Source organism: Nocardioides rubriscoriae, from assembly GCF_008087085.1.
Classification (GTDB): domain Bacteria; phylum Actinomycetota; class Actinomycetes; order Propionibacteriales; family Nocardioidaceae; genus Nocardioides; species Nocardioides rubriscoriae.
Window position 1 is genome coordinate 277812 of record NZ_VIYJ01000003.1, and the last position, 23472, is coordinate 301283.

Annotated in this window: 22 protein-coding genes; 15 read left to right on the forward strand and 7 right to left on the reverse strand. The window is 73.2% G+C overall.

Annotated features, from left to right (window positions below; genetic code table 11):
* Positions 1-42: 42 nt before the first annotated feature.
* The 3 genes from trpS to FZC61_RS07960 form a co-directional block, all read right to left on the reverse strand.
* Complete coding sequence (gene trpS, locus FZC61_RS07950) at positions 43-999, reverse strand: tryptophan--tRNA ligase (RefSeq protein WP_148613619.1); 957 nt, start codon at positions 997-999, stop codon at positions 43-45.
* Positions 1000-1181: 182 nt separating this feature from the next.
* Positions 1182-2861, reverse strand: a complete 1680-nt coding sequence (locus tag FZC61_RS07955) for a DUF885 domain-containing protein (protein ID WP_148613620.1) — start codon at positions 2859-2861, stop codon at positions 1182-1184.
* Between the two features lie 60 nt (positions 2862-2921).
* Entirely contained in the window at positions 2922-4211 is a 1290-nt protein-coding gene (locus tag FZC61_RS07960; RefSeq protein WP_148613621.1) for a hypothetical protein, read from the reverse strand.
* A gap of 249 nt (positions 4212-4460) precedes the next feature.
* On the opposite strand from FZC61_RS07960, the gene FZC61_RS07965 reads away from it, so the two are divergent.
* The 4 genes from FZC61_RS07965 (at position 4461) to FZC61_RS07980 (ending at position 7429) form a co-directional block, all read left to right on the forward strand.
* Complete coding sequence (locus tag FZC61_RS07965; RefSeq protein ID WP_148613622.1) at positions 4461-4664, forward strand: helix-turn-helix domain-containing protein; 204 nt, start codon at positions 4461-4463, stop codon at positions 4662-4664.
* Positions 4665-5022: 358 nt separating this feature from the next.
* The gene (locus FZC61_RS07970; RefSeq protein ID WP_008356322.1) at positions 5023-5124 is read left to right on the forward strand and encodes a 30S ribosomal protein bS22; all 102 of its coding nucleotides are present in this window, start codon (positions 5023-5025) and stop codon (positions 5122-5124) included.
* 15 nt (positions 5125-5139) lie between these two features.
* The gene (locus FZC61_RS07975; protein ID WP_148613623.1) at positions 5140-6264 is read left to right on the forward strand and encodes an NAD-dependent epimerase/dehydratase family protein; all 1125 of its coding nucleotides are present in this window, start codon (positions 5140-5142) and stop codon (positions 6262-6264) included.
* Positions 6257-7429 carry a lysophospholipid acyltransferase family protein gene (locus FZC61_RS07980; RefSeq protein ID WP_148613624.1) on the forward strand — a complete coding sequence of 391 codons (1173 nt, stop codon included), beginning with the start codon at positions 6257-6259 and terminating at the stop codon, positions 7427-7429. Before FZC61_RS07975 ends, FZC61_RS07980 begins: the two co-directional genes overlap by 8 nt.
* A 64-nt stretch (positions 7430-7493) precedes the next feature.
* Here the strand turns inward: FZC61_RS07980 and FZC61_RS07985 are convergent, their stop codons facing one another.
* The 3 genes from FZC61_RS07985 to FZC61_RS07995 all read right to left on the reverse strand — a co-directional run bounded on the left by FZC61_RS07985 (position 7494) and on the right by FZC61_RS07995 (position 10653).
* Positions 7494-8642, reverse strand: a complete 1149-nt coding sequence (locus FZC61_RS07985) for a DUF5667 domain-containing protein (RefSeq protein WP_148613625.1) — start codon at positions 8640-8642, stop codon at positions 7494-7496.
* A gap of 145 nt (positions 8643-8787) precedes the next feature.
* Positions 8788-9606 carry a sigma-70 family RNA polymerase sigma factor gene (locus FZC61_RS07990; protein ID WP_148613626.1) on the reverse strand — a complete coding sequence of 273 codons (819 nt, stop codon included), beginning with the start codon at positions 9604-9606 and terminating at the stop codon, positions 8788-8790.
* 162 nt (positions 9607-9768) lie between these two features.
* Entirely contained in the window at positions 9769-10653 is an 885-nt protein-coding gene (locus tag FZC61_RS07995) for an HAD family hydrolase (RefSeq protein WP_148613627.1), read from the reverse strand.
* A gap of 103 nt (positions 10654-10756) precedes the next feature.
* Here FZC61_RS07995 and FZC61_RS08000 point away from each other — a divergent pair, with 103 nt between their 5' ends.
* The 7 genes from FZC61_RS08000 to hemB all read left to right on the forward strand — a co-directional run bounded on the left by FZC61_RS08000 (position 10757) and on the right by hemB (position 18556).
* Positions 10757-12394 (forward strand): class I adenylate-forming enzyme family protein, encoded by a 1638-nt coding sequence (locus FZC61_RS08000; RefSeq protein WP_170286025.1) that lies wholly within the window; start codon positions 10757-10759, stop codon positions 12392-12394.
* A 7-nt stretch (positions 12395-12401) separates the two neighbouring features.
* Positions 12402-12671, forward strand: coding sequence for a glutaredoxin family protein (locus FZC61_RS08005; protein ID WP_246142592.1), 270 nt, complete (start codon positions 12402-12404; stop codon positions 12669-12671).
* Between the two features lie 143 nt (positions 12672-12814).
* On the forward strand, positions 12815-13474 hold the full coding sequence (locus FZC61_RS08010) for a redox-sensing transcriptional repressor Rex (RefSeq protein ID WP_148613629.1): 660 nt from the start codon (positions 12815-12817) through the stop codon (positions 13472-13474).
* Positions 13471-14787, forward strand: coding sequence for a glutamyl-tRNA reductase (locus FZC61_RS08015; protein WP_148613630.1), 1317 nt, complete (start codon positions 13471-13473; stop codon positions 14785-14787). The genes FZC61_RS08010 and FZC61_RS08015 overlap by 4 nt, the downstream gene beginning before the upstream one ends.
* Positions 14784-15761, forward strand: coding sequence for a hydroxymethylbilane synthase (gene hemC / locus FZC61_RS08020; RefSeq protein WP_148613631.1), 978 nt, complete (start codon positions 14784-14786; stop codon positions 15759-15761). The genes FZC61_RS08015 and hemC overlap by 4 nt, the downstream gene beginning before the upstream one ends.
* Positions 15758-17476: a bifunctional uroporphyrinogen-III C-methyltransferase/uroporphyrinogen-III synthase gene (locus tag FZC61_RS08025; protein ID WP_148613632.1), complete on the forward strand. Its 1719-nt coding sequence runs from the start codon at positions 15758-15760 to the stop codon at positions 17474-17476. Before hemC ends, FZC61_RS08025 begins: the two co-directional genes overlap by 4 nt.
* Positions 17477-17569: 93 nt before the next feature.
* The gene (gene hemB / locus FZC61_RS08030; protein WP_246142593.1) at positions 17570-18556 is read left to right on the forward strand and encodes a porphobilinogen synthase; all 987 of its coding nucleotides are present in this window, start codon (positions 17570-17572) and stop codon (positions 18554-18556) included.
* Positions 18557-18677: 121 nt separating this feature from the next.
* On the opposite strand, the gene FZC61_RS08035 is transcribed toward hemB, so the two are convergent.
* Complete coding sequence (locus FZC61_RS08035) at positions 18678-19877, reverse strand: lytic transglycosylase domain-containing protein (RefSeq protein ID WP_148613633.1); 1200 nt, start codon at positions 19875-19877, stop codon at positions 18678-18680.
* Between the two features lie 244 nt (positions 19878-20121).
* Here FZC61_RS08035 and hemL point away from each other — a divergent pair, with 244 nt between their 5' ends.
* From hemL to FZC61_RS08055, 4 genes are read left to right on the forward strand one after another with little or no spacing between them, the layout of a single operon-like run.
* Positions 20122-21450: a glutamate-1-semialdehyde 2,1-aminomutase gene (gene hemL / locus FZC61_RS08040; protein WP_148613634.1), complete on the forward strand. Its 1329-nt coding sequence runs from the start codon at positions 20122-20124 to the stop codon at positions 21448-21450.
* Entirely contained in the window at positions 21447-22127 is a 681-nt protein-coding gene (locus tag FZC61_RS08045; RefSeq protein ID WP_148613635.1) for a histidine phosphatase family protein, read from the forward strand. The genes hemL and FZC61_RS08045 overlap by 4 nt, the downstream gene beginning before the upstream one ends.
* The gene (locus tag FZC61_RS08050) at positions 22124-22696 is read left to right on the forward strand and encodes a TlpA family protein disulfide reductase (protein WP_148613636.1); all 573 of its coding nucleotides are present in this window, start codon (positions 22124-22126) and stop codon (positions 22694-22696) included. Before FZC61_RS08045 ends, FZC61_RS08050 begins: the two co-directional genes overlap by 4 nt.
* Positions 22689-23450: a cytochrome c biogenesis CcdA family protein gene (locus FZC61_RS08055; protein WP_148613637.1), complete on the forward strand. Its 762-nt coding sequence runs from the start codon at positions 22689-22691 to the stop codon at positions 23448-23450. Before FZC61_RS08050 ends, FZC61_RS08055 begins: the two co-directional genes overlap by 8 nt.
* Positions 23451-23472 lie beyond the last annotated feature (22 nt).

Consider the following 23472-nt stretch of genomic DNA (forward strand, 5'->3'; position numbering starts at 1 on the left):
CACCTCGCGGCGCGGTGCCCGCGCGGCAGCGGGCGGCCGTCGTCACAGCCCGATCGCGGCGGTGGCCGCGGCCAGGACCGGTTCGGTGACCGCCCGGGCCCGCTGCGCACCGCGGGCGAAGACCTCCGTCACGTGGCCCGGGTCCCGGGCCAGCTCGGCGTACCGCTGCCGGACGGGCTCGAGCTCGGCCACGACCGCGTCGGTCACCGCCCGCTTGAGCGCGCCGTACGTCGTCACGCCGTCGGCCGAGCCGCCGCAGGCCACCAGCACGTCGAGCAGGTTGGTCACCCCGGGCTTGGCCGCGCGGTCGCGGCGCACCGCGTCGTGGCCCACGTCGCTGTCGGTCACCGCGCGCGCCACCTTGCGTCGTACGACGTCGGGCGGGTCGAGCAGCAGGATCGAGCCCGCGGCGTCGGCCGACTTCGACATCTTGCGGATCGGGTGGAGCAGGTCCATCACCCGCCCGGTGCCGTCGCCGGCCGTCACCACCTCGGGCACCACGAAGACCTCGCCGTAGCGCCGGTTGAAGCGCAGCGCCAGGTCGCGGGTGAGCTCGACGTGCTGCTGCTGGTCCTCGCCGACCGGTACGGCCTGCGGGCGGTAGAGCAGGATGTCGGCGGCCATCAGCGCCGGGTAGGTCATCAACGAGACGCGGGTGGACTCCCCGGCGCGCGACTTCTGCTTGAACTGGACCATCCGGCCGAGCTCGCCGGTCGTCGCCACGCACTCCAGCAGGTAGGCCAGCTGGGCGTGGGCCGGCACGTGGCTCTGGCGGAACAGCGTGGCCCCGTCGAGCCCGACCGCGAGGAACAGGGCCGCCATCTCCGCCGCGTGGGCCTGCAGCAACCGGGGGTCGTGGTCGGTGGTGAGGGCGTGCAGGTCGGCGATGCCGTAGAAGGCGTCGCCCTGGCGCTCGCGCATCGGGCGCAGCGCGCCCAAGTAGCTGCCGAGCGTCAGCCGGCCGGAGGGCGTGAGCAGGGACAGGGTGCGGGTGGTCATCAGGACTCCTGGGGTGTCGAGGGGTGGAGCCCTCGGGAGTCGTCGCCCGCGCACGTGCAGAACGGCCGCCCGAGGGCGGCCGTTTCTGGAGGGTGCGTCAGAAGGGAGGTCCGCCGGTCAGGCGGACCACCACTGGGTCGAGCGCGTCATCTGCACGCGCGGATCCTCTCACACGACGCGGGTCACGGCAGCCGGGCGGCGACCACCTCGTCGAGCACCTCGAGCGGCAGCGAGCCCTGGTCGAGCACCGCGGAGTGGAACTTCTGGATGTCGAACGCCGAGCCCTGCCGCGCCTCGGCCGCCGCGCGGATGCGCTCGATCTCGACCCGGCCGACCATGTAGCCGGTGGCCTGGCCGGGGTTGGTGATGTAGCGGTCGATCTCGGGACGCACCATCGAGTCGGCGAGCGGGGAGTTGTCGACCATGTAGCGCACCGCCTGCTCGCGGCTCCAGCCCAGTGCGTGCAGCCCGGTGTCGACGACCAGCCGGCAGGCGCGCATGGAGTCGGCGGCGTACATGCCCATCCGGTCGACGGCCGAGCTGTAGAGCCCCATCTCGTCGGCCAGGCGCTCGGTGTAGAGGCCCCAGCCCTCGGCGTAGGCGTTGTTGTGGAGGTGCTTGCGGAACTCGGGGACGCCCTGCAGCTCGGCGGCGATCGTCAGCTGCAGGTGGTGGCCGGGGATGCCCTCGTGGAAGGCCATCGACTCGAGCTCGAAGGTGCCCCACGAGGCCGGGTCGCCGGTGTTGATGAAGAAGGTGCCGCCGCGCGAGCCGTCGGCGGCGGGCGGGAAGTAGTAGGCCTTGGCGCCGGACGCGGTCGCCTTGACCCCGCAGGGGGCCTGGGGCAGGACCTCGAACCAGTCGGGCATCGCCGCCCAGGCGCGCGCCATCGCGACCTCGGAGGCTTCGACGAGCTGCTCGCTGCGCTCGAAGTGCAGACGCGGGTCGGTGCGCATGGCCTCGAAGATCCGGGCGAGGTCGTCGGTGCCGACGACCTCGGGGCCGAGCGCGCGGTACTCGTCGGCCAGCTTGGCCACCGTCGCGAGCCCGAGGTCGTGGATCTGTTGCGCGGTCATCGAGGTCGTCGTGGAGTAGCGCAGCAGGGCGGCGTAGGACCGCTCGCCGTCGTCGAGCCAGCACAGGCCGGGCTTGTCGTCGGGGCGGGCCGCCCCACGGGTCGCGACCAAGGCATCGCGGTAGTCGGCCATGGCGGGCCGCAGGGCGGTCGCGACGGCCTGCTCGCAGCGCGCGCGCCAGGCCGCCTCGTCGACGCCGGCGGGCGGGGTCGGCAGCGCCGCCAGCACGGCGTCGTCGGCCAGCGGCGTCGCGAGCTGCTCCTCCAGCTGGGTGACCGCGCCGTCGACGGCGAACGCGGGGGAGACCCGCCCGGCCGCCAGGCCCTCGCGCAACCGGTCACCCTGCTCGCGCAGCCAGCGGGCCGCCCCGTGGAGCTTGTCGACCATGGCCTCGGCCACCTCGGCGTCGGGCAGGCTCAGCATCGGCACGACGATCGGCAGCTCGACCTGGGGGCCGAAGATGGGGTCGGCGTGCAGCTCGGCCAGCCGGGTCTGCAGTCGGTCGGCGGTGCTGGTGGCGGTGCTCTCGAGCACGAGGCGGGTGATCTTCTCCTGCTCGCTCAGGCCGCCGGGGTCGATGGCCCAGGCGTCGGCGGCGAAGGTGCGCATCGCCTCGATACGGCGGTCCTCGGCCTCGCGCGAGGCGTCCTCGAAGAACGCCGCGTAGCGGTAGCTGCCGAGCAGGTGCGCCTCGGTCGGGTTGGACTCGAGGTGGTGGTCCCAGAAGGCCTCGGCGAGGTGGGCGAGGTCGGTGCTGGCGGCCTGCGACGGGTCGGGGTCGGTCATGTCGGCGACCCTACGACGGCGTACCGACACTGTCTCCCACCCCTCCCGCGGCCCCTCGGGTCAGGGCGGGTAGTCGCCGTAGCCGCCCGGCAACGGCGAGAAGACCACCAACCACCAGATCCAGCCGACCTGGCCGACGATCCCGACCACGACCCACACCGTCGTGCGCAGCTGCCACGCCCGCGGCTCGGGGCGGTGCGCCCCGACGAGCAGCACGGCCAGCGGGAACAGCGCGACGAGGTAGCGGAAGATGCTGGTGTGGCCGTCGACGACGGCCAGCAGGTAGACCGAGTACGCCGCCGACCACACCCGCAGGCGCAGGTCGAGCCCGCCGCCGATGCGGGGGACCAGCAGGAGCAGCGACAGCACGAGCGGCACCGCGATGCCGAGCGCCGGCAGCACGAACACCTTGTCGTGGGTCTCCCAGGCGTAGGTGATCGTGCGCTTCCACGGCTCCAGGAACGCGATCCTGTCCTCACCGCGCCAGGCGGTCATCGTCGCGGGGTAGGCGTCACGACGCCCGGCGCCGACGGCGGCGATCGCGGTCCACAGCAGGCCCGACAGGCCGGTCAGCCCCAGCGCCGCGGTCATCGCCACGCGCTCGCCGGTCGGGAGCGGGCGCTCCTCGCGGGCCTGCCACCGCATCCACAGCGCCACCAGGACCACGACGACCAGGGGCAGCGCGATCGGGCGGGTCAGCCCCAGCACGACCGCGCACGCGCCCGCGGCCCACCAGCGCTCGCGCACCAGCAGCAGCAGGAACGTGACGAGCAGCAGCACGCTGAACGACTCGGTGTAGGCCATCTGCAGCACCGGGGTCACCGGGCAGGCCGCCCACACCCCCACCGCCGCCAGGGCGAGGGCCTCCGTACGCCGGGGGCGGGCGGGGGCGGCCGGGAGCGTCTCGACCAGCAGCCGCGCCATCACGACCGCGGCCCCGAGGCCGGCCAACAGGGCCAGCGCCGGCGCGACGGTGGCGAAGTCGGAGCCGAGCAGCGCGGCCATGAGCCGCACGGCGTACGGGTAGACGGGGTAGAAGGCCCACTCGTTCTGCTGCACCCGGCCGTCGTCGCCGACGGGCAGCTGGTCGGGGTAGCCGTGGTCGAAGATGCGCTGGTACCAGACGGCGTCCCAGTTCAGGGCGAGGTCGACGTGGCCCTCGGCCGGCCCCTGGACGCCGGGGTAGTAGCCCGCGTGGTCGGCTGCCTGGGCCATCAGCAGCCAGGTCACGACCCGCAGCGCGACGAAGACCAGCGCGGCCCGGGCCCACAGCGGCAGCGCGGAGAACGACGTCGGCAACCCCGCCGCGAGACGCCCCGGCGGGCGCCGCTCGCTCAGGGTCCCGGTCATGCCGCTCAGTGTCGCAAACGCCCCCGCGCAGCCCCGCCGGTCGCCCCCGCTGGGCGCGACCGCTGGGCGCGACCGCCGCCCGGCGTAGCACGCGGGGAACCCCGGTGCGGGACAGGCTCGCCGGGGGCTCAGAAGTTTCACCCGACAAATCCTTCCCCACGCGTCACACCAGGCCCTATTGTCCTCAACGTCGCGCCCGTGTGACACCGGTGGGGAAGCCGGTGGCGGACGCAAGAAAGCTGGTGTCCCATGTCGAGCTCTTCCGGAGGCTTGTCCGACCCGAAGTTCCTCACCATCGCCGAGGTCGCCGCACTCATGCGCGTCTCCAAGATGACCGTCTACCGACTCGTGCACGGCGGTGAGCTGCCGGCCGTGCGCGTGGGTCGTTCCTTCCGGGTCGCCGAGGAAGACGTCAACGAGTACCTCCGCAAGAGCTTCTACAACGCGGGCTGATCGGTCTGGTCGCCTCCGGTGGGCCTGCGTCTCGCTGGCCGCCCTCGCCTGGCACTGCTGCCGCCGGTCTGGGTGGCGGCCGCCGAGACGTCGGGCCGACCTGCGGCTCCGTGCGCCCTGTGGTCGGCCTGGGTCTGTGGCCCGGGCGCCGTCCTGCTGGTCGGCTCTCTTCTCGACCCCACCCCACGCGGGTCGAGGAGGTCGCCCGCGACCGTCTCGAGACCCCCTACCGCCGCCGGCAACCCGGCCGGGCGCCGGCGTCCTGCGGACCGATTGTCGGTGGCTCGGGCCCGGCCGTTAGGCTGGCCCGAGCCTCCGGACACCTCCGGACGGCGACTGTCTGTGAGAGTTGGGTTCCGTGGGTTCCGTCATCAAGAAGCGTCGCAAGCGCATGGCCAAGAAGAAGCACCGCAAGCTCCTGAAGAAGACGCGCGTGCAGCGTCGCAAGCTCGGGAAGTAGCGCAGGCTCCTCACCATGGCCGGCGGCGACAAGGTCGTGCTCGTCACCGGGGTCTCCCGTGACCTCGGTCGTCGGTGCGCCCGGGCCATCGCAGAGGACCCCTCCGTACGCCGCGTGATCGGGGTCGACGTGACCCCGCCGCGCGGCGACATCGGCGACGTCTCCTTCGTGCGGGCCGACATCCGCAACCCGGTCATCGCCAAGGTCATCGCCAAGGAGGACGTCGACACCGTCGTCCACATGAGCGTCATCGCCACCCCCGGCAGCTCCGGCGGCCGGACGACGATGAAGGAGCTCAACGTCATCGGGACGATGCAGCTGCTCGCGGCGTGCCAGAAGGCGCCGAGCGTGACCGACCTGGTCGTGAAGTCGACGACCACGGTCTATGGCGCTAGCAGCCGCGACCCCGCAATGTTCACCGAGGACATGAACCCCCGCGGCGCGCCCCGCACGGGCTACGCCAAGGACGTCGCCGAGATCGAGAGCTACGTGCGCGGGTTCGCCCGGCGCCGCAGCGACGTCCGGGTGACGATGCTGCGCTGCGCCAACGTCATCGGGCCCCACGTGGTGAGCCCGCTGATGTCCTACTTCCGCCTGCCGGTGATCCCCACCGTGCTGGGCTTCGACGCGCGCCTGCAGTTCCTCCACGAGGACGACCTGCGCTCGCTGATCCAGCACGCCGTCGCCCACGAGGTGCCCGGCACCTTCAACGTCGCCGGCGACGGCATCCTGATGCTCAGCCAGGCCGTACGCCGCCTGCAGCGTCCGGCGGTCAGGCTGCCCGGGTTCGCCGTCGGCAGCCTCGGCTCGGCCCTGCGCTCGGCCCGCGTCGCCGACTTCTCGCCCGAGCAGAAGTCCTTCCTCACCTACGGACGCGGCGTCGACACCACGCAGATGCGCCAGGTGCTCGGCTTCGAGCCGCGCTTCACCACCGCCGAGGCGTTCGCCGACTTCGCCTCCGGCCTGCCCCCCACGGGCGGCCGCACCGACCGTGTCCTGGCCGGGGTCGCCGACCGCCTGCCCAGCACGCCCGCCGTCACCGCCGCGGGCCCCGACCGCCCGGCCGCCGGCCCCGCGCTGAGCGTGGCACCGTCCCCGGGTCCGAGCACGACGACCAGGCGAGGTGAGTCCCGTGGGTGACGCCGAGATCATCCCGATCGGTACCCGTGGCAAGCCCGGCCGCGGCACCGGCAAGCAGCCGTCGTCCGCCGCCCGCGGCCTCGCGCCCAAGGCCCGTACGACGCCCCGCAAGCCCCCCACGTCGACCACCGAGCCCGCCGCGGCCACCGCTGCCGGCGCGGACGGCGCGACCGGCCCCGTCGAGGCCGCGCCGGCGACCGGCGGCCACGACGTCGTGTCCACCGCGCCCGTCGTGTCCGCAGCGACCACCCGCGAGCGCCACCCGCTGCGCAACATCCCCACCTCGGCCTGGCTGTCGGCCTTCCAGCAGGCCGCGATGGAGGTGTTCGGCGAGCAGTGGGAGCCCCGACTGGCCCACTTCCTGGCCTTCCTGCGCCGCCGGGTCACCGGCGACTACGTCGTCGACGAGTACGGCTTCGACGCCGAGATCACCCAGCGCTTCTTCATGGCCGCCCTGCGACCGATCGCCCAGCAGTGGTTCCGCATCGAGGTCCGCGGGATCGACAACATCCCGACCGAGGGCGGCGCCCTCGTGGTGTCCAACCACTCCGGCACCATCCCCGTCGACGGCCTGATGACCATGGTCACCATCCACGACCAGACCGGCCGCCACCTGCGCGCGCTCGGGGCCGACCTCGTGTTCAAGATGCCCGTGATCTCACAGCTCGCCCGCAAGGGCGGCGCCACCTTGGCCTGCAACGAGGACGCCGAGCGGATGCTGCGCGGCGGTGAGCTCGTCGGGGTGTGGCCCGAGGGGTTCAAGGGCATCGGCAAGCCCTACTCCCAGCGCTACAAGCTGCAGCGCTTCGGCCGCGGCGGCTTCGTCTCGGCCGCGCTGCGCACCGGCGTCCCGATCGTCCCGCTCGCCGTCGTCGGCGCCGAGGAGATCTACCCCCTGGTCGGCAACATCCCCGCCCTGGCCCGCCTGATCGGCATCCCCTACATCCCGATCACGCCGCTGTTCCCGTTGCTCGGCCCGCTCGGCTTGGTGCCCCTGCCGTCGAAGTGGCTGCTGGAGTTCGGTGAGCCGATCCGCACCGACGAGTACGAGCCCGGTGCCGCCGAGGACCCCATGCTCGTCTTCGACGTCACCGACCAGGTGCGCGAGACGATCCAGCAGACCCTCTACTCCCTGCTGATGCAGCGGACGTCGGTCTTCAAGTAGGCCCCGGGCCTGCGGCGACGCCGCCGGTGCACTCCGCGCCGTGACCAGCGCGCCGGGGGTACGGCTACTTGCCGGTCCTGCCGCCGAGCAGGTCGTCGACGCCCTGGGTGACGTCGTCGACCGTGCCGGTCAGCAGGTTGCCGAGGTCGACGCTGTTGACACCGGTGACGAGGGTCTCCAGCGAACTGGGGGCACCCTGGTCGCCACCGGCGGTCAGGTCGGGCGTCGGGGCCGGGTCGTCGCCCGCGGGCTGCGGGCTCGGCGTGGCCACCGAGGGGGCGGGCTGACCACCGGTCCGGGTCGGGGGCTTCGGGGCCGGCGTCGGGGGCCTGGGGGCCGCGGGCGCCTCGAGCGCGGCGGCGGTGTCGAGCAGGTGCTGGTAGAGCGGGCCGAGGTCGGCGGCGGCGGTGACCTGCTGGGCCAGGGCGGGCAGGTCGCTGCACGCGGGGCAGGCGCTGACGGCCTGAGCGTCGATCATGTCGAGGGCGCGGGTGGCCTCGACCAGCGAGCTGCGGGCGTCGAGCGGGACGAGGGTCTCGAGGCGCTGCAGGGCCTCGAGGCTCGAGGTCGTGAACGAGCGGAGCTCCTCGATCGACGACAGGCGACCGGTCTCGGCGTAGTCGCCGAGCAGCACGTCGGAGGCCTCGACGGCCTGTTCGGTGAAGTCCTGGAGGGTCTGGGAGATGACGGTGGCGTCGGGGCCGCCGCTGCGGCTGAGCTCGTCGACCTCGTCGAGACGTCCGGAGGCGTTGTCGAGCATCGTGGCGCCCTTGTCGTCGGCGTCACGCAGCACGCCCTCGTGGGCGTTCTCGATGGCCCGCTTGAGCGGGTAGAGGGTGTCGCCGGGCAGGGCGGTCTGCGCTGCGACCGACATCGACGCCGAGGCGCTGACGATCGCGAAGCCGCCGATCGCGACCGCGAGACGACGCTCGCGACCCGTACGTCGCGGCGCGGGCTGGCGTCGGGCCTCGACCTGGGCGGCGGTGTCGGGGGCCAGGGCGGTCTCGGCGGCGAGCATCAGCCGGGTCCGCAGGTCGGTGACGAACTCGGGTCGCGGCTCGGGGGCCGGCGCGGTGCGCAGGGCGGTGACGATGCCGACCAGGGGGAGCAGGTCGGCGTTGGAGCCCACGTCGCGCAGCCCGGTGGTCGAGGAGTCCTCGAGCATCGAGCTGAACTGCTCGGCGCGCTTGCGCGCCGGGAAGACGGGGTTCATCGGGTACGTCCTGCGGTGTCACGGGTGCCGTGGAGGCCTGTCACAGACCACAACGACGACCGATCACGCGAGGTTACGGTCGTGACCCCGGTTGATCCGGAGGTCGGCGAGGTGGTGGTGGTCACGTCGTGGGGAGGCATCGTCGTCAGTCCCTGATCCCCTCGGGCATCAGCTTGGCGAGGTTGCGCACCCCACGCAGCTGCAGCTGCTTGACCGCCCCGTCGCTGCGCCCGAGGACCGCAGCGGTCTCGGCGATGCTCATGCCCTGCAGGAACCGCATGACGAGGCAGTCGCGCTGCTCGTCGGGCAGCTGGGTCAGAGCCTCCAGCAGCATCTCGTTGGTGAGCCCGGCGAGGACCAGGGACTCGGGGCCCTCGGTCGTGTCGTCGTGGGCCCCCATGTCCTCGGTGGTCATCTCGAGGCGGGTGCGACCGGCCTTGAAGTGGTCGGTGGCGAGGTTGCGGGCGATGGTCATCAGCCACGCGCCGAAGTCCTTGCCCTGCCAGCGGAAGCTGGTCATGTTGCGCAGCGCGCGGAAGAACGTCTCGGACGTGAGGTCCTCGGCGAGGGCCTGGGAGCGGGTCCGGTAGAACAAGAAGCGGTAGACCGAGCTCTGGTAGTGGTCGTAGAGCAGGCCGAACGCGTCGGCGTCGCCGCCTCGGGCGAGCTCGACCAGGGCGATCAGGCGGGTGCGGTCGGCCTCGGACTCCTCCGAGGAGGTGGCCAGCTCGGCGTCGCCGAAGCCGCCGCCGGAGCCGGTGCCGCCCAGTCCGCCGATCCCCACACCGCCGTCGACCGAGCTGTCCAGAGCGTTGTCGAACGTGGTCTCGAGGGCGCCGCCCAGACCGATCGCCTCGGTCGCGAGGAAGCCGCCGGCGAACGAGGGCGCGGGGACCAGAAGGCGCACGACAGCCAGGCGCAGGGCATCGAGCCCGCGCGTGTCGTTGGGCCTCGGCTGAGGCATGGATGCGCCCTCCCGCAGTGAGGCTCTCCCCAGAGCCCTCCTGGCGAGGGTAGAGCAGGTCCTAGCAGGGTGTACAGGAAACGACCGATCCCCCCGGCGTCCCCCGGCGCAGCACGTGACGTGGCTCACGTGCCGGTCTGGACCGGCCGCAGGGGCGCGCGGTCAGCGGCGCCTGCCGCGCAGCGCGACCCCGGCCGCCACGGTGCCGGTGACAGCCCCGGCGACGCCACCGACGAGCAGGCCGGCGCGGGCCGCCTTGCGCCCGGTGCGGTAGTCGCGGACCCGCCATCCCTGCTCCCGGGCGTGGGCGCGCAGCCGGGCGTCGGGGTTGATGGCCACCGGGTCGCCGACCAGGCTCAGCATCGGCAGGTCGTTGACCGAGTCGGAGTAGGCCGAGCACCGCGACAGGTCCAGGCCCTCGCGCGCTGCCAGGGCCTTGATCGCCTCGGCCTTGGCCGGGCCGTGGAGCAGGTCGCCGACCAGGCGGCCGGTGTAGACGCCGTCGACGTGCTCGGAGACGGTGCCCATCGCGCCGGTGAGCCCCAGGCGGCGGGCGATGATCTGGGCGATCTCGATGGGGGCGGCGGTGACCAGCCAGACGCGCTGCCCCTGGTCGAGGTGGAGCTGGGCCAGGGCGCGGGTGCCGGGCCAGATCCGGTGCGCCATCGCCTCGTCGAAGATCTCCTCGCCGAGCGACTCGAGCTCGGTGACGGTGTGGCCCGCGATGAAGCTGAGCGCGGAGTTGCGGGTCTCGGCGATGTGGTCGGGGTCCTCGACGCCGACGACGCGGAAGTACGCCTGCTTCCACGCGGCTCCGAGGATGTCGCGCGTGGTGAAGAACTTGCGGCGGTGCAGGCCGCGCGCGAGGTGGAAGATGCTCGCGCCCTGCATGACGGTGTTGTCGACGTCGAAGAACGCCGCCGAGGTCGGGTCGACGGGGTGGTCGAGGGCCACCTCGACCTCGGCCGCGGCCGCTGCGGCCTCGCCCGCGAGCGTCGAGCGCTGGCGCAGGTTGAGCGGCCGGCGCGGCTTGTCCGAGGGAGGCATCGCCCCACTGTATTGATCCGGCGACCGATCGGGTGGTGCCGCCGCTCCGCACGACCGGATCGGATCATCCTGCGGTCGTCTGATCATGCCTAGACTGCCCCGCATGCCTGCTCCCACCCCGACCGCCGACGCCGTCGCGGGGCCGGCTGCTCTGCTGGCCGAGGCGGCCGCCGAGCACCCCGACAAGCTGGCGCTCGTCGAGTCCGGGGGACGCAGCCTGACGTGGGCCGAGCTCGACGACCAGGTGGGACGCGTGGCCACCGGGCTGACCGCCGCCGGCATCGTCGCGGGCTACCGGATCATCCTCGTGATCGGCAACCGGCTGGAGTTCGTCACCACCTACCTGGCGATCCTGCGGGCGCAGGCGGTCGCCGTCCCGCTCAACCCGGGGGCCAGTGCCCGCGAGCTGGCCCGGGTCGTCGCCGACTGCGGGGCCCGGATGGTCGTCGCCGACGGTGACTCCGTCACCACGGTGCGTGCGGCAGCAGCCCTGGTCGACGACACGCTCGCCGGCCGCGGGTCGACCCTGGAGCAGGACGTGCCGGGCGAGGTGCTCGACCGGATGGTGCGCCCCCGCGTCGTGGTGGTCGGCACCACCCTGCTGCCCGGGGAGCGCTCCTACGACCACCTGCGCGCCGACAGCGCCCGCCCCGTCCCGGCGCTGCGCGACCCCGAGCGGATCGCCGCGCTGCTCTACACCAGCGGCACGTCCGGGCTGCCGCGCGCCGCGATGCTCAGCCACCGGGCCCTGGCCGCCAACATCGCGCAGGTCGCCGCGGTCGACCCGCCGCTGATCCACGGCGACGACGTGGTCCTCGGCGTGCTGCCGCTCTTCCACGTCTACGGCCTCAACGCCGTGCTCGGCACCGTGCTGCGCAGCCGCGCCAAGCTCGTCCTGGCCGACCGCTTCGACCCCCAGGGCACCCTCGACCTCATCGACGACGAGGCGTGCAGCGTCCTGCCCCTGGCGCCACCGGTCTTCGCCCACTGGCGCGACGTCGACCTCGCCGGGCGTCTCGGACCGGTCCGGCTGGTGCTGTCGGGCTCGGCGCCGGTCTCGGCCGAGGTCGTCGAGGAGTTCGTCTCGCGCACCGGCATCCCGGTGCACCAGGGCTACGGGCTGACCGAGGCCGCGCCGGTCGTCACCAGCACCCTGCGCTCGGCGGCGGCCCCGCCCGGCTCGGTGGGAGCTCCGCTCGACGGCATCTCGCTGCGCCTGGTCGACGAGGGGGGCGCGGCGGTGGACCAGGAGTCGGGCGACCCCGGCGAGATCCAGGTGCGCGGCGACAACCTCTTCAGCGGCTACTGGCCCGACGGCGCCGACGGGCCCGGTGTCGACGGGTGGTGGTCGACCGGCGACGTCGGCTACGTCGACGACCAGGGCGACGTCTTCCTCGTCGACCGGGTCAAGGAGCTCGTCATCGTGTCGGGGTTCAACGTCTACCCGGTCGAGGTCGAGCGCGTCGTCGCCGAGGTCGAGGGCGTCGCCGACGTCGCGGTCATCGGGGTCGCCGACGACATCACCGGCGAGGCGGTCGTGGCCTACGTGACGGCCCCCGGCGCCGACCCCGCGACGATCGCGGCCGCCGTACGCGAGGCGTGCGAGCGCGGCCTGGCGCGCTTCAAGGTGCCCAGCCGGATCGAGGTCGTCGACCGGCTGCCCCTCAGCATCACCGGCAAGGTGCAGAAGGGCCGGCTGCGCGGCCTCGAGCGCCGGCGCGCGCTCGGGCTCCTCGAGTGAGTCCCGCGTGAGGCTGCGACGGCGACCGCGCGAGCGCAGCGGGCCGCGGGTCACGCTCTACTCGCGCGCGGGCTGCCACCTGTGCGAGGTGGCTGAGGAGACCGTGGCGCGGGTGTGCGCCGAGCGGGGGGAGGACTACGTCGTGGTCCTGGTCGACGACGACCCGGAGCTGCTGCGTCGCTTCAACGACGAGGTGCCGGTGACGTTCGTCGACGGTCGCCAGCACGACTTCTGGCGGGTCGACGAGACGCGGCTGCGCAAGGCCCTCGATACCTGACCGCGAGCCGGTGCACCACCCCCCTTCCACGCACCCGGTCGAGGGTGTGCTAGGCCACTCCCGCTCAATTTGTTCTCGCGTTCACAAACTCCTACTGTGATCGAGCCGGGCCCTCCTCTGGGGCGCGGCTAGGAAGCAGAGCAGTGACTGCACGCAGTTCGAGCGAGAGCGCCCGGGACATCCCGGAGGCGACCGTCGCCCGCCTGCCCGTCTACCTGCGGGCGCTCAACGCGCTGGCCGACGACGGCATCCGGACCTGCTCCAGCGAGGAGCTCGCGCTCTCGGCGGGCGTCAACTCCGCCAAGCTCCGCAAGGACCTCTCCTACCTCGGCAGCTACGGCACCCGCGGCGTCGGCTACGACGTCGACTACCTGCGCTACCAGATCGCCCGCGAGATCGGCGTGACCCAGGACTGGCCCGTGGTCATCGTCGGCATCGGCAACCTCGGGCACGCCCTGGCCAACTACTCCGGGTTCCGCAGCCGGGGCTTCCGGGTGGTGGCCCTGCTCGACGCCGACGAGACCCGGCACGGCGAGGTCGTCGCCGGGGTCGACGTCCGTGCGTTCGGTGACCTCGAGGAGATCGTCGAGACCCACGGCGTCGCGATCGGGGTCATCGCGACCCCGGCCGGCGCCGCCCAGGACGTCGCCGACCGCATGGTCGGCTGCGGCATCACCAGCATCCTCAACTTCGCACCGTCAGTGATCGTGGTGCCCGAGGGCGTCGACGTACGCAAGGTCGACCTGTCCATCGAGCTGCAGATCCTGGCCTACCACGAGCAGCGGAAGGCCAACGTGACATGAGCGTCCTCGTCGTCGGCATCTCCCACAACAGCGCCCCCGTGTCGGTGCTCGAGCGCGTCGCGCTCGACTCCGAGGGGGTCCACAAGCTCCTCACCGACGCCGCCGCGTGCGACCACGTCAACGAGGTCGCGGTCGTCTCCACCTGCAACCGGGTCGAGGTCTACGCCGACATCGAGCGGTTCCACGGCAGCGTCGAGGTGCTCTCGCGGCTGCTGCTGGCCCAGGCCGGCGACGCCGCCGAGGCGATGGTTCCCCACCTCTACGTCCACTACGACGACGGCGCGGTCGCCCACCTGTTCCAGGTCGCCTCCGGGCTCGACTCGATGGCCGTCGGCGAGGGCCAGATCCTCGGTCAGGCGCGCGAGGCGCTCCGCCTGGGCCAGGAGGTCGGCAGCATCGGCCCGGCGCTCAACTCGTTGTTCCAGCAGGCGCTGCGTGTCGGCAAGCGCGCCCACGCCGAGACCGGCATCGACCGGGTCGCTCCGACCCTCATCGGTGCCGCGCTCGAGCGCTCCGCGATCGCCATCGGCGCCGTGGCCGGCAGCTACGTCGTGGTGGTGGGCGCCGGCGCGATGGCGGGACTGGCCACGGCCACCGTGAGCCGGCTCGGCGCGGGCCACGTCAGCGTGGTCAACCGCACCCCCGACCGGGCCCGGCGCCTGGCCGACGAGTACTCCGCGCACGCCGTCGCCCTGGCCGACCTGCCCGGCGAGCTGGCGAAGGCCGACGTCGTCATCACCTGCACCGGCGCGACCGGCGTGCTCATCACCAGCGAGATGCTGGCCGCCGCCCGCGGATCCCTCGCCGACCCCGCCCGCCCGATGTCGGTCATCGACGTCGCGCTGCCCCACGACGTCGAGCCCAGCGTCGCCGAGCTGCCCGGGGTGACCCTGATCGGCCTGCGTGAGCTCTCCGAGAGCCTGGCGGTCAGCGACGTGGCCGGCGAGGTCGCCGACGTACGCCGCATCGTGGGTGAAGAGGTCGCCGCCTTCCTCACCGCCCGTCGTCAGGCCAGCGTCACCCCGACCGTGATCGCCCTGCGCTCGATGGCGACGTCGGTCGTCGACGCCGAGATGTCGCGCCTCGAGGCCCGGCTGCCGCTGCTCGACGACGCGGCGCGCGCCGAGATCCGCCACACGGTGCGCCGGGTCGCCGACAAGCTGCTCCACGAGCCCACCGTCCGGGTCAAGGAGCTCGTCAACGCCGAGGGCGCCGTGTCCTACGAGCGCGCGCTCGCCGAGCTGTTCGCGCTCGACCCCGAGGCCGTCGACGCCGTCACGCGACCCAACAACGTCCCGCAGGTCGAGGCATGAGCGGCGTCGTCCGGGTCGGCACCCGTCGCAGCCTGCTCGCCACCACCCAGGCCGGCCACGTCGCCGACCTCATCCGCACCCACCTGGGCCGCGAGGTCGAGCTGGTCGAGATCACCACCGACGGCGACCGCAGCCAGGCCGACGGCACCCCCGTCACCGACCTGCCCGGCTCGGCCACCGGCATCTTCGTCGGGGCCCTGCGCGAGGCCCTGTTCGACGCGCGGGTCGACGTCGCGGTCCACTCCCTGAAGGACCTGCCGACGGCACCGGCCGACGGCATCACGCTGGCCGCGATCCCGGTCCGCGAGGACCCCCGCGACGTCGTGGTCGCCCGCGACGGGCTGACCCTCGGCGAGCTCCCGGTCGGCAGCAGGGTCGGCACCGGCTCGCCGCGGCGCGTCGCGCAGCTGCACGCCCTGGGCCTGGGCCTCGAGATCGTGGGCGTGCGCGGCAACGTCGACACCCGCATCCGCAAGGTCCGCGACGGTGAGCTCGACGGGGTCGTGCTCGCGCGCGCCGGCCTGGCCCGCATCGACCGCCTCGACGACATCACCGAGGTGCTCGACCCCCTGCAGATGCTGCCGGCGCCGGGGCAGGGTGCCCTGGCGGTCGAGTGCCGCTCCGACGACCCCCTGGCCGCCGAGCTGGCCCGCCTCGACCACGCCGCCTCGCGTGCGGCGGTCGAGGCCGAGCGCGCCGTGCTGGCCACCCTCGAGGGCGGGTGCTCCGCCCCGATCGGGGCGCTGGCCGACGTCGTCGAGGGCGACGACGGAGATGAGTTGTGGGTGAGAGCCGTGGCGCTCTCGCTCGACGGGGCCCTCTCGGTGCGGATGTCCGCATCGGGTGCCCCGGCCGACGCCGTGGGCGTCGGGACCCGGTTGGCGAGCGACATGCTCGCCGACGGTGCAGGACAGCTGAACCCATCAGCTGCGGACCCAGCCACGAACGAGCCCCCAGAGGTGCAGAACCCATGACTCGAGCCAAGACCGCCACTGCCACCGCCGGCACCGCCGCCGACCGGATCGCCCGTGCCTGGGTGTCGTTCGTCGGTAGCGGACCCGGCGATCCCGACCTGCTGACGGTCCGCGCCGTCGACCTGCTGCGCCAGGCCGACGTCGTGGTCACCGAGGTGCCCGAGCACGCGGCCCTGGTCCGCACCGTCCTCGGGCTGCCGACCCCGGTCGAGGCCGAGCCCGGCGACGACGAGGCGACCTACGAGGCCACGGCCGCGGCGCCCGGCCCCGAGCTCGTCGACGGGGGCTTCGGCGAGGACGGCCAGCCGCTGACCCACGCCAACCGCGCCAAGATCGTCCTCAAGCAGGCCAAGCGAGGGCTGCGGGTGGTCCGGCTCCTGGCCGGCGACCCGTTCCTGTACGCCTCGGGTCCCGAGGAGGCGCAGGCCTGCGCCAAGGCCGGTGTCGGGTTCGAGATCGTCCCCGGGGTCTCCTCGGTGGGTGCGGTCCCGGCGTACGCCGGCATCCCGCTGACCACCAAGGACCACCGCGAGGTCGCGGTCGTCACCTGCGGCGACAACGCCGCCTCGCGCGTCGACTGGAGCCAGTACGCCGACGGCCGCACGCTGGTGCTGCTGTCCGCGGTGGGTCAGATCGGCGAGATCGCCAAGGCCCTGGTCGCCGCCGGCCGCTCCGCGCAGACCCCGGTCGCGATGACCCGGGTCGGCACGACGACCGAGCAGCAGACGCTCACCTCGACCCTCGAGCACGTCGCCGCCGACGCCCGGGCCGCCCGGATGGCGCCGCCCGCGGTCGTCGTCGTCGGCGAGGTCGTCGACCTGCGCTCGACGCTGTCGTGGTTCGAGACCAAGCCGCTGTTCGGCTGGCGCGTGCTGGTGCCGCGCACCAAGGACCAGGCCGCCTCGCTGTCCCTGGGCCTGCGCGGCTTCGGTGCCGTGCCCGAGGAGGTCCCGACGATCTCGGTCGAGCCGCCGCGCAACCCGCTGCAGATGGACAAGGCCGTGCGCGGCCTCGTCGAGGGCCGCTACGAGTGGATCGCCTTCACCTCGGTCAACGCCGTGCGCGCCGTGCGCGAGAAGTTCGAGGAGTACGGCCTCGACGCCCGCGCCTTCTCGGGCCTCAAGATCGCCGCGGTCGGCGACAAGACCGCCGCCGCCATCGCCGCCTGGGGCCTGCGGGCCGACCTGGTGCCCTCGGGTGAGCAGTCGGCCGCCGGCCTGCTCGCCGACTGGCCCGAGTACGACGAGGTCCTCGACCCGATCAACCGGGTCTTCCTGCCCCGCGCCGACATCGCCACCGAGACCCTGGTCGCCGGTCTGGTCGACCTCGGCTGGGAGTGCGACGACGTCACCGCCTACCGCACGGTGCGGGCCACCCCGCCGCCGGCGCCGGTGCGCGACGCGATCAAGTCGGGCAAGTTCGACGCGGTGGTCTTCACCTCGTCCTCGACGGTGCGCAACCTCGTCGGCATCGCCGGCAAGCCGCACCCCTCGACCATCATCGCCGTGATCGGGCCCGCGACGGCCAAGACCGCCGAGGAGCACGGCCTGCGCGTCGACGTCCTGGCGCCCAAGCCCGACGTCGACGTGCTCGTCGAGGCCCTGGCCGACTTCGGCGCCTCCCGCCGGGCGTCGCTGGTCGAGTCCGGTGAGCCCGTCACCAAGCCGTCGGACCGCAAGCCGGCGGCGCGCCGGTCGTCGCGGGCCAAGGCCTGAGCCAGGTGGGAGATTCACCGCTGAAGCGGTGAATCTCCCACCTCTGCGACGAAGGATCGTCGCAGAGGTGCCAGTTCCGTCCAGGAGGTCCGTGTGAGCAGCGAGTCCGTGGTTCCGCCCGTCGTCCGTCCCCGGCGTCTGCGCACGACGCCGGCGCTGCGCCGCAGCGTCGCCGAGACCTCGCTCGAGGCGCGCCAGCTGATCCTGCCGGTGTTCGTGCGCGAGGGGCTGAGCGAGCCGCACCCGATCTCGTCGATGCCGGGCGTCGTCCAGCACACCCGTGACTCCGTACGCCGGGCCGCGGCCGAGGCGGCGGAGCTCGGGCTCGCCGGGATCATGCTGTTCGGGATCCCCGAGCACAAGGACGCCATCGGCTCCGGCGCCGTCGACCCCGACGGCATCCTCAACCGGGTCATCGCCGACGTCGTGGCCGAGGTCGGCGACGCGCTGCCGGTGATGGCCGACCTGTGCCTCGACGAGTTCACCGACCACGGCCACTGCGGGGTGCTGACCGCCGACGGCCGCGTCGACAACGACGCGACCCTCGAGATCTACGCCGAGATGGCGCGTGCCCAGGCCGCCGCCGGGGTCGACCTGGTCGGTCCCAGCGGCATGATGGACGGCCAGGTGGCGGTCGTGCGCGCCGCGCTCGACGGCGCCGGCCACACCGACGTCGCGGTCCTGGCCTACTCCGCGAAGTACGCCTCCGCCTTCTTCGGCCCCTTCCGCGAGGCCGTCGACTCGTCGCTGCAGGGGGACCGCCGCACCTACCAGCAGGACCCCGCCAACGGCCGCGAAGGCGTGCGCGAGGCCCTCCTCGACGTCGCCGAGGGCGCCGACATCGTCATGGTCAAGCCCGCCCTGGCCTACCTCGACGTGCTGCGCCGCGTGCGCGACGCCGTCGACGTGCCGGTGGCGGCCTACAACATCTCCGGCGAGTACTCCATGGTCGAGGCCGCCGCCGCCCACGGCTGGATCGACCGCGAGGCCGCCATCTGGGAGACCCTCATCTCGATCCGGCGCGCCGGGGCCGACCTCGTGCTGACCTACTGGGCCGCCGAGGTCGCCGGCTGGCTCTAGACCGACCCCTTTCTCCACAGGACGACGTCGACCCGTCGCGTAGACGCGACGGGTCGACGTGGTTGTCCCACAAAACGAGATCGACCCGTCGCGTAGACGCGACGGGTCGACCTCGTGAGGCTCAGGGCTTGGTGGTGTAGTCCTCCACGCACTGGTCGAACGGGTCGTCGTTGCGCAGCAGGTTGTCGACGTAGCCGTCGAGGGTGCACTGCACGATGGCCTGGGCCAGCGTCAGCACGTCGTCGACGGGCGCGACGCTGGTCTCGGGCAGCGGCGGGACGGTGACCGGGGGCAGCGAGGGGAGCGGGAGCGTCGGGGTGCCGCCGTCGGTGGGGGGCTTGGTCGGCTCGCTGGTCGGCTCGTCGGTGGGCTCGTCGGCGGGCTGCTGGGGCTCGACCGGGGCGGCGGTGGTGTCGCCGCCGCCGTTGCGGGGGCCGTCGCCCCGGGCCGGGGGCGGGGTGTAGCTCGGGTCGGGGCTCAGGAAGCCGGCAGCGGTGGTGCCGTCGGGGACCTGCATGAAGTCGCCGTCGAGGTAGGCGTCCATGATCGACAGGACCAGGTCGACGTAGGTGTCGGAGTGGTTGTAGCGGTAGACGCTGGCGCGCTGGCCCGAGAGCGTCGACAGGTCGTCGTCTCCGGAGCAGAGGTAGACGGCCGTGGCGAGCGAGGCGTCGTCGATGTCCTGCGGGTTGCGGACGCCGTCGTTGTCGGCGTCGACGCCCACGACCGACCAGGTCGAGGGGATGAACTGCATGGGGCCCGCGGCGCGGTCGAAGACGGTGTCGTCGTCGTACTGGCCGGCGTCGGTGTCGCGGATCAGCTGGGTGTTGTTCCGGCCGTTGAGCGGCGGGCCGAGGATGCCGGGTCGGGCCAGGCCGTCAGCGTCGAGGGCGCTGCCGCCGAAGCGGCCGTGGTTGGACTCCACGCGTCCGATCGCCGCGACCAGCTGCCACGAGAGCCGGCACGAGGGGTCGGCGGCGTTGATCACGGTCTCGGCGCGCTGGTAGGCGGCCAGGGCCGCGGAGGGGATGCCGTTGGTCGAGGAGGTCGCCACGATCTGCTGGGCGTCGCCCTGGGGCCCGCCGACGGTGCCGGTGATGTCGTCGGTGCCCGACACCGAGGCCGGGGCCTCGATCGCCTGCGCCGGGACGCTGGAGCCGTCAGGCAGCAGACCGCCGGGGTCGGTGGTGGCGGCCGAGACGTCGGCCGCCGGCGTCACCGCGGTGGTCAGGCTGGCGGTCCATGCTGCCGACAGCAGGGCCAGCGGCACGAGTGCCGCGGCCCTCTGGATCCGGCCGAATCGCGAGGCGGACAATGTCATCTCCCTGAAGTGGTGCTCGGACAACGCGCTCCCTACCCCACGGCGCCTTGTGCGAACCCAACGAATGATCACACGTGCAAGTTACGGTCGTCACACGAACCTGTGACTATGGCCACGTCATACGGGGGTCGTCGGACCGTATCGCGCTCAGGGGCGGTCGTCCGACCCGGTCCGGCCCGTGGGCGACCACCCTTCGCGGTGACCCTGGTCCAGAGCACCACCACTCCTCGGTGACAATGAAGGAGTGACCGACGGCCCCACCGACCAGCCCGCCTCGCAGGCCCTGTTCGAGCGAGCCCGGTCGGTGATCCCCGGCGGGGTCTCCTCGCCGGTCCGCGCGTTCAACGCCGTGGGCGGCACGCCCCGCTTCATCCGCTCGGCGGCCGGTGCCTGGCTGACCGATGCCGACGGCAACGAGCTGGTCGACCTGGTCTGCTCCTGGGGCCCGATGCTGGTCGGCCACGCCCACCCCGAGGTGCAGGCGGCCGTGCAGGCCGCGGTCGCCCGCGGCACGTCGTACGGCGCCCCCACCGAGCCCGAGGTCGCCCTCGGCGAGGAGATCGTGGCGCGCACCCCGGTCGAGCGGGTCCGCTTCGTCTCCTCCGGCACCGAGGCGACGATGTCGGCCCTGCGGCTGGCGCGCGGCTTCACCGGTCGCGAGGTCGTGGTCAAGTTCGCCGGGTGCTACCACGGCCACGTCGACGCCCTGCTGGCCTCGGCCGGCTCGGGGCTGGCGACCTTCGCGGTGCCCGGAACCCCCGGCGTGCCGGAGTCGTCGACCGCGCTGACCATCGTGCTGCCCTACAACGACCGCGCGGCGGTGGCCGCGGCCTTCGCCGAGCACGGTGACCGGATCGCGTGCCTGTTCACCGAGGCGGCCGCCGGCAACATGGGCGTCGTGCCGCCCGAGCCGGGCTTCAACCGGTTCCTCGCCGAGACCTGCCGGGCCCACGGCGCGCTGTTCGTCAGCGACGAGGTGATGACCGGCTTCCGGGCCAGCCGGCAGGGCTACTGGGGCATCGACGGCGCCGCCGAGGGCTGGGTGCCCGACCTGATGACCTTCGGCAAGGTGATGGGCGGCGGCTTCCCGGCCGCGGCGTTCGGCGGCCGTGCCGACGTCATGTCGATGCTGGCGCCCGAGGGCCCCGTCTACCAGGCCGGCACCCTCTCCGGTAACCCCGTCGCCACCACCGCCGGCCTCGCGACCCTGCGCCTGGCCACCGACGAGGTCTACGCCCACCTCGACGCCGTCGGCGCGACCCTCAAGGACGCCACCACCGCTGCGCTCGGCGCCGCCGGGGTGGCCCACACCATCCAGTCGGCGGGCACCATGTTCTCGGTGTTCCTCTGCGACGGCCCGGTGCGTGACTTCGCCGAGGCCTCGCGCACCGACCAGCGCGCGTACGCCGCGTTCTTCCACGCCATGCTCGACGCGGGCGTCTACCTGCCGCCGTCGGCGTTCGAGGCGTGGTTCGTGTCCTCGGCCCACGACGACCGCGCGGTGCAGACCGTGCTCGACGCCCTGCCCGCGGCCGCTGCGGCCGCCGCCCGGTCCCAGGGGGCGGGCGCATGAGCACCCCCGACACCGTCGTCCACCTGCTGCGCCACGGCGAGGTCCACAACCCCGAGGGCGTCCTCTACGGCCGCCGCGACGGCTTCCACCTGTCCGACCTCGGTCGCCAGATGGCCGAGAAGGCCGCCGCCAGCCTGCAGCACCGCGACGTCGTCCACCTCGTCTCCTCGCCGCTGGAGCGCGCGCAGGAGACCGCGGCCCCCCTCGCCCTGGCCCTGGGGCTCGAGCCCCGTCTCGACGACCGGGTCATCGAGTCGTGGAGCAGGTTCGAGGGCCAGAGCTTCGGCGGCGGGCGCAACCCGCTCAAGCACCCGTCGCAGTGGCGCTACCTCTGGAACCCCCTCAAGCCCTCCTGGGGGGAGCCGTACGTCGACATCGTGCGACGCATGACCGCCGCCGTCGCTGACGCCCGCGAGCAGGCCGAGGGCCACGAGGCCGTCGTGGTCTCCCACCAGCTGCCGATCTGGACCACCCGGCTGCACGTCGAGAAGCGCTCCTTCCTGCACGACCCGCGCAACCGCCAGTGCACCCTGTGCTCGATCACGTCGTTGCACTTCGTCGGCGACAGGATCACCCAGATCTCCTACAGCGAGCCCGCGGGCGACCTGATCCCCGTCGGCGACAAGAACGCCCCGTTCTCCGCCGGCGGTGCCCCGCAGGAGAAGAAGCCCTCATGAGCCGGCGCCGTCTCGTCCCTGCCGCCGTGCTCGCGCTGGTGGTCCCCCTCCTGCTCAGCGGGTGCAGCGGGCTCAAGGGCACCGAGGGCGCCAACTTCGTCACCGGCGACGGCAGCATCCTCGAGATCGACCCGGCCGACCGCGGCGCGCCGGTCGAGCTCACGGGTACCTCGCTCGACGAGGAGCCGATCGACCTCACCGACCTGCGCGGCCGGGTCGTGGTGCTCAACGTGTGGGCGTCGTGGTGCAACCCGTGCCGCGACGAGGCGCCGGTGCTCGAGGCGGCCTCGAAGGAGGTCGACGCGGCGTTCGTCGGTCTGCTCTTCAAGGACCAGAACCTCGGCGCCGCCGCCGCCTTCGAGCGCGAGTTCGGCATCGACTACCCCTCGGTCGTCGACGAGGGCCAGGTGCTGGCCCTCGGCAAGTACGCGCCGACCAGCCCGCCGTCGACGTACGTGCTCGACAAGCAGGGCCGGGTCGCCGCGGTCGTGAGCGGTGCTCTGACCTCGGGGGTCACGCTCGAGGACCTCGTCACCCAGGCCGCGGGGGAGGGCCCGACCGATGGGTGACTGGTTCGGTCAGCAGGCGGCGGGCGGCTCGCTCGCGCTCGCCCTCCCGGTGGCGGCGATCGCCGGGCTCGTCTCGTTCTTCAGCCCGTGCGTCATCCCGCTGCTGCCCGGCTACCTCTCCTACGCCACCGGCCTGTCCGGCGCCGACCTCGCCGCCGGCGAGGCCGGCCGCCGCCGCGGCCGGATGCTGCTCGGGTCCCTGCTCTTCGTGCTCGGCTTCGCCGCGGTGTTCGTGCTCATCGGCACCACCATCGGCGGCGTCGGCCTGTGGCTGCGCCAGTACGGCGACCAGATCACCTTCGTGATGGGTTTCGTGCTGATCGCGCTGGGCCTGGTCTTCGCCGGCGTCGTGCCCTGGCTGCAGCGCGAGTGGCGCATCCACACCATCCCTGCCGTCGGCCTCGGGGCGGCCCCGCTCATCGGGGCGCTGTTCGCCCTCGGTTGGACGCCCTGCATCGGCCCGACGTACGGCGTGATCGTCGGCCTCACCTACACCGACGCCACCGCGGCGCGCGGCGCCGTGCTGTCGGCGGCCTACGCCCTGGGCCTCGGCGTCCCGTTCATCCTGGCCGGCGTCTTCTACGCCCGCTCGCTCGGCGCCCTGAAGTGGGTGCGACGCCACCAGCAGACGGTGATGCGGGTCGGTGGCGCGATGCTCGTGGTGGTCGGGCTGCTGCTGGTCACCGGCTTCTGGGACCAGGCGGTCCAGTGGGTCCAGGTCCGTCTCGTCGGCGGCTTCGAGGTGCCGGTATGACCAGGCGCACGACGAGGAAGGT